General features: G+C 38.1%; 4 protein-coding genes. All 4 read right to left on the bottom strand.

Going from position 1 to position 4,132, the window contains the following annotated elements:
* Positions 1-290: 290 nt before the first annotated feature.
* The 4 genes from QZV86_RS13485 to QZV86_RS13470 all read right to left on the bottom strand — a co-directional run bounded on the left by QZV86_RS13485 (position 291) and on the right by QZV86_RS13470 (position 3,899).
* On the bottom strand, positions 291-656 hold the full coding sequence (locus tag QZV86_RS13485; RefSeq protein ID WP_295629196.1) for a response regulator: 366 nt from the start codon (positions 654-656) through the stop codon (positions 291-293).
* A gap of 64 nt (positions 657-720) precedes the next feature.
* On the bottom strand, positions 721-1,305 hold the full coding sequence (locus QZV86_RS13480; protein ID WP_295629194.1) for a hypothetical protein: 585 nt from the start codon (positions 1,303-1,305) through the stop codon (positions 721-723).
* A 397-nt stretch (positions 1,306-1,702) separates the two neighbouring features.
* Positions 1,703-2,941: an EAL and HDOD domain-containing protein gene (locus QZV86_RS13475; RefSeq protein ID WP_295629190.1), complete on the bottom strand. Its 1,239-nt coding sequence runs from the start codon at positions 2,939-2,941 to the stop codon at positions 1,703-1,705.
* A gap of 157 nt (positions 2,942-3,098) precedes the next feature.
* Positions 3,099-3,899, bottom strand: a complete 801-nt coding sequence (locus QZV86_RS13470; protein ID WP_295629187.1) for a GGDEF domain-containing protein — start codon at positions 3,897-3,899, stop codon at positions 3,099-3,101.
* Positions 3,900-4,132 lie beyond the last annotated feature (233 nt).

Genomic DNA, 4,132 nt, shown 5'->3' with positions numbered 1-4,132 from the left:
ATCAAAAACAGCAGGTCGCTTGATTCTCATACACCAGATTTGACTATAGCTCAATTTACATCAAGCCTAAGTAAGCATGCCTCCATATCCGCAAGTAACTCTGAAGATTCTTCAAAAAATATTTCATAAAATTGTTCGAGATCTGTACTCATAGGAAGCCCTATTTCAAGTTGAATTGTTTGGCTTGCGGTATAAAGAAAGAAGCTAAGTAATGAAGAAACAACAAAACGCTTACTCTTTGGGATTAAGAATTATTTAAACTTATTAATCCACTTAAAAAATATTAACTTCTAACTAATAACTTTACCGATAACTTCCAATAATCGCTTGGGATCAAACGGCTTCACTAGCCAGCCAGTTGCCCCTGCCGCCCTACCTTTTGCCTTCATTTCATCGCCAGATTCTGTGGTCAGTATCAAGATAGGAATATTTTTGTATTGAGTCAATTTTCGCAGCAACTCAAGTAGCTTTAATCCATCCATACGTGGCATATTGATGTCAGTTAATATTAGATTAACTTGATGATGATTAGCCTTATCGAATGCATCTTGACCATCAACTGCTTCAATGACTTCATAACCTGCACCTTTAAGCGTAAAAGTTACCATCTGCCGAATTGAAGCAGAATCATCCACTGCAAGTATTGTCTTGGCCATTTACTTAGTTCCTTTACTGATAATATTAATTTGCTTGATAAAAAATTGCCTGCCAAGCATTTTGCTAAAAAAGCTCAATATCGCCCATTTTCATTCCTTGCTGCACTACTGGCTTCTTTTTACTCTTATTTTTTACCTCATTAACTGCCTTATGAATTCCTGAATGTATTGAATTCAAGGCTCTTTTCTCAGTTTTTCCCTGCAAGCTACCTTGCCGATCAATACGCTGCAATTCAACGCTCAACATTTCCACTTGACGAGCGGTATGTGCGAGTAATTGTGCAACTAAATCACCGAATTGTAAGGAGGTGATTACCGCCTCTAATTCTTGTTCGATTCGATTAGCAGTTACCATTTGTTTTTCCAATAATTCATTAATAGGATTACGCCCTTCAGAAGTAGCCATTCTTTCAATCGCTAGAACCATCTCATGATTAGATCCTGCTAATTCACTTATATATCTGAAGTTACATACCAAATTATTGACTGCGTCACTAACTAATCTTTCAGCTTGGTTTAAATCTCCTTTAATGCCCATAAGATACTCATTGACAGCGTTATTGCATATAACCCCATCCTTATCTTCCAGCACCAATTTATCTTCAGCTTTATTGTCAAGCTTGTCGCTAGTTGATCGCAGCTCAGTCATCATCTTTTCCTTGCCATTTGTTTTTTCAGAGCTATTGACGCAATCGTTCGAGACGTATAGCCTATTTTTTACCATGCGCGACACACAAACTTTACCACTGACTTTAGCAAATTCATTAGGTTAATAACATGAATATGAGGATCTTTTTCACATCAATTTTTTCTTTAATATAAAGTATTAGCGCCATAATATTTAACAACTTTAATTCCAAGATTACTCCAAGAATCCAGCAACCCTATGAAATAAGTGACATGAAATAGACAGTCATAAGAAAATCGAATATCTCGGTAAGGTTCTTCGCAAATTACTCAACTTCAATAAAATCCCTAGTCACCTATATTAGTTACATATCAATGCTCAAACTTAAAAATATATTTGACTACATGAAAAATCTAATTCAATTGGCAACTTCACCGATCCGATTAGTCCATCCAATGGCGTGCATTTCAATATCCGCCAATTCACTCAAACTCAGAAAACCAAGTTCAGCCAATATCAATTGAATCATAGCAACCTCTCCTCTCTCATTAGCCTCTATTAACTTCAATTCCTGCCCCAATCGTCCTTCCCGACTTAATAATGCTTGACTCATATCATCAGGAATTCCCAACTTGTCGACAATCTGCTGCATCTCAATACCAAGCAGCACATTGAGCAAAGATAATATTCCTACCATAAATGCTCTTTCTTGATGATTCTTATCATGAGGACGTTCCGCTGTTGCAATCAATTCCATTAATTTGCCCCGTGCAGCAGCAGTTTGCATTAATGCATTAGACATATTTTCATTAGACTGATCAGCTGTATAAAGCAACAGCTGCACCCACCTTTGCAACTGTTTTCGTCCCATTATCATAATCGCTTGTTTGATTGAGTTAATTTTTTGTGGCAATCCACTTGCCACAGAATTCACCATGCGCATCAAGTTATAACTGAGCCCAGGTTGATGCTTAAACTCCTTCTCTATTTCTTCAATGTCGCCATCACCCATTACTAACGTCAGTAATTTTAATAGCGACAATTTTCCTGGGTCAGCTCGTTTAACTGACAGCACCTCAGGTTTTGCAAAATAGAACCCCTGAAACATCTGAAATCCAAGTTGCATGCAATTGCTTTCTTGTTCGCGAGTTTCCACTTTTAGCGCTAAAAGCAATACTGGCCAACGATTCAATTCAGTTACCAGTTTAGAAAGCTTACTTTTCTCAAGCTCAAGTACATTTACCTTGACTACACTAACCAATGGTAACAATTGCTCGACTTTCTCATTCATTGCGACCACATTATCTAGTGCGAATTGATACCCTTTCTGTTTTAACTCGCTACATCGCCGCATAAAATCTGCCGTCACAGCTGCTGTCTCTTTTAATTCAAGCACAACATGTTTGCTAGGCAACAGACTAATAATGTCGCTCATAACTAATTCTGGATCCGCATTGATAAAACCCCGTTGCTTGCCTAATACATTCTGAATACCCAATTGACAGTATGCATTGATGATGACATTTGCGGATGCAGATAAGTCATTAGTAATACTGGCATTTTTATCAGATTCTTCTTGCCTGAAAAGTAATTCAAAGGCCACCAAATTTTGATTACGATCTAGAATAGGCTGCCGTCCAAGAAAAAAACCTTCCATTTACTCCCCCACATTAACCAAACGATATAAAGAAACATTCAAGCACATCGGTTCTATTGTTTGTTTCACTAGTTTTATTCACTACTGATAAACGTATTTCACAGGGATTAATATATTGAAGCATGATTTGTTCCTCATATACTTCCCAAGTATTCAGTTAGGTCAAGGCAGGAATTACCCGATTTTTTCCAGTTCGTTTTGCCTGATAAAGTGCTTTATCAGCACGGCTTATCACTGAATTTTGATGCTCTCCAAATGAACGCAGTGCAACGCCAGAACTAAAGGTTACTGGCATTGATTGATTATCGATTTGCAAAGAGAAATTCTTTTCCAAATTATTTTGGAACCGCTGAATGATAGTTAATGCATCTTCTAACTCAACTTCAGGCAATAAAATAACAAATTCCTCTCCGCCAAAACGTGCAACGATATCGGAAGGCCGTAATGTTTCCTTGGCAACAGTGACTAAGTTTATTAGTACACTATCCCCATATTGATGGCCAAAATAGTCATTAATTTTCTTAAAATTATCTATATCAATAAGAACCACCCCCAACGATTGTGCATTTCTGTCGGCACGCGCTGCCTCACGTTTAAAAATCTCATCAAGACCACGACGATTGAATGCGCCCGTCATTTGATCTGTCTGCACAAGCCCCCGCAGTTGTTCCAATTCATCTTTCAATAATTCAATCTTCCGCTCCGCCCGTTTTACCTGCTCCTGCGCAGCAAAAACCTCATCACTAAATTTCAACCCCCGAGTCTCAGATAACACGATATCCAGAATTCGAATGATCTCATCAGCATTACGTGTTTTACGGATTTGCTCAGCGTAGAGTTCTACTTGCTTATAGTAATCTTCAGAATCAATCATAGGTTTATGCTCACTTCTAATAGCATTAGTCGATTTAACCAATCTCAGCATTCTTTTTTGTTTATGATTAATAGCCTCTTGCATTGCTATCCTCCTCAATTGACAACATTAGGTGCAGACTAAGCCAGCAGGGGATAATTCGTTGGATTGCGAAGGAGAACCCCATCCTGGTATGGACTGCCATGTCTGCAAAGTTAACAGAACTCATCCAGAACGGATTCAAAGAATAAAAAGGGAAATCGGTACTATTTAGCTTTTGTGCTAATTAGTCGGCCCTGAAAAACCGCATCAATCGCTATCTTAGATCAGCCGCTTCA

The sequence above is a fragment of the uncultured Nitrosomonas sp. genome, assembly GCF_902826915.1.
Lineage (GTDB): Bacteria > Pseudomonadota > Gammaproteobacteria > Burkholderiales > Nitrosomonadaceae > Nitrosomonas.
The sequence above is the reverse complement of the archived record's forward strand: the minus strand, read 5'-3'. Positions and strand labels throughout refer to the sequence as shown.

What these genes read in the sequence shown, in the direction of transcription:
- QZV86_RS13475 (WP_295629190.1), bottom strand. Translation starts at nt 2,941, where the DNA reads ATGGAAGGTTTTTTTCTTGGACGGCAGCCTATTCTAGATCGTAATCAA.
- QZV86_RS13485 (WP_295629196.1), bottom strand. Translation starts at nt 656, where the DNA reads ATGGCCAAGACAATACTTGCAGTGGATGATTCTGCTTCAATTCGGCAG.
- QZV86_RS13480 (WP_295629194.1), bottom strand. Translation starts at nt 1,305, where the DNA reads ATGACTGAGCTGCGATCAACTAGCGACAAGCTTGACAATAAAGCTGAA.
- QZV86_RS13470 (WP_295629187.1), bottom strand. Translation starts at nt 3,899, where the DNA reads ATGCAAGAGGCTATTAATCATAAACAAAAAAGAATGCTGAGATTGGTT.